The 1,188-nt window shown below is 38.6% G+C and carries 1 protein-coding gene; it reads left to right on the top strand.

Going from position 1 to position 1,188, the window contains the following annotated elements; genetic code table 11:
• Positions 1-104: 104 nt before the first annotated feature.
• Complete coding sequence (locus CP370_RS09090; RefSeq protein WP_013438435.1) at positions 105-1,154, top strand: IS30 family transposase; 1,050 nt, start codon at positions 105-107, stop codon at positions 1,152-1,154.
• Positions 1,155-1,188 lie beyond the last annotated feature (34 nt).

Genomic DNA, 1,188 nt, shown 5'->3' with positions numbered 1-1,188 from the left:
CGCCGATTGTAAAATTAAATTGAACACTTGATAGAAAATAAAAAGTCCATTTGGACCTGTTTGATAGAATGTTAATAACCACAAAAACATCTATGGAGGTCAAAATGGACTCACTACATTCTATCATGGACAAGCGTAAAAAAGGAACACATCTATCGCTTGAAGAGCGGGTTATTATTCAAACTCGTTTGAAAGATCATTGTTCTTTGCGTTCCATCGCTCGAGAAATTGGCTGTTCCCCTAGTACAATTCACTATGAGATCAAACGAGGGGCTGTTAAGCTGTATCACGGTAAAGTTAAACGTTATAAAGCCCAACAAGGTCAGAGTGTTTATCAAAACAATCGTCGATACTGTGGACGCAAATCGGATTTTCTTAAGAAGCATAAGTTTATTGATTACGTCCAACAGCACTTTTTTGAAGATGGCTGGTCGCTCGACGCCTGCAGTAATCGCTGCACTGCTGTAGGGGAATTTACCAGCAACGATATTGTCTGCACCAGGACGCTTTATAATTATGTCGATCAAGGCTTGTTAAACATCCATAACTATGATTTGCCAGAGAAACTCAAGCGCAATACCAAAATTCATCGCATTCGTAAAAATAAGAAGAAGCTAGGCCGCAGTATTGAACAACGACCACAGGAAGTTAATAAGCGTGATGTGTTTGGGCATTGGGAATGTGATCTTGTTTTAGGCCATAAGACCAAGGACGACGAAGTGCTGCTAACTTTGTCTGAACGCATGAGCCGTGAGTTCCTAATTATTAAAATCCCAGATAAAACAGCTGCTAGTGTAATGAATGCCTTTAAAAGTCTGCGCAAGCAATACAGCGAGCATTGGAACGATATCTTTAAAACTATTACGACTGATAATGGTTCTGAATTTGCGGATCTATCTCAGCTGGAAGATATTTCCAAATCACTAGTTTATTATGCTCATCCATATACTTCTTGTGATAAAGGCACTGTAGAGAGGCATAATGGCCTTATTCGCAGATTCATTCCTAAAGGTGACTATATTCATAACTACTCTCTCCAACAAATCATTGACATTGAAACTTGGTGCAATTCATTGCCAAGAAAGATCTTGGCTTATCATACACCAGATGAAATCTTTGAAAGAGAATTAGATCGCATCTATCAAACAGCCTAAACAAAAGTGTTCAAGTTATTATTGCAATTTACGA

The sequence above is a fragment of the Lactobacillus sp. UMNPBX19 genome (genome assembly GCF_002553805.1).
GTDB lineage: Bacteria > Bacillota > Bacilli > Lactobacillales > Lactobacillaceae > Lactobacillus.
The sequence above is the reverse complement of the archived record's forward strand: the minus strand, read 5'-3'. Positions and strand labels throughout refer to the sequence as shown.

What these genes read in the sequence shown, in the direction of transcription:
- CP370_RS09090 (WP_013438435.1), top strand. Translation starts at nt 105, where the DNA reads ATGGACTCACTACATTCTATCATGGACAAGCGTAAAAAAGGAACACAT.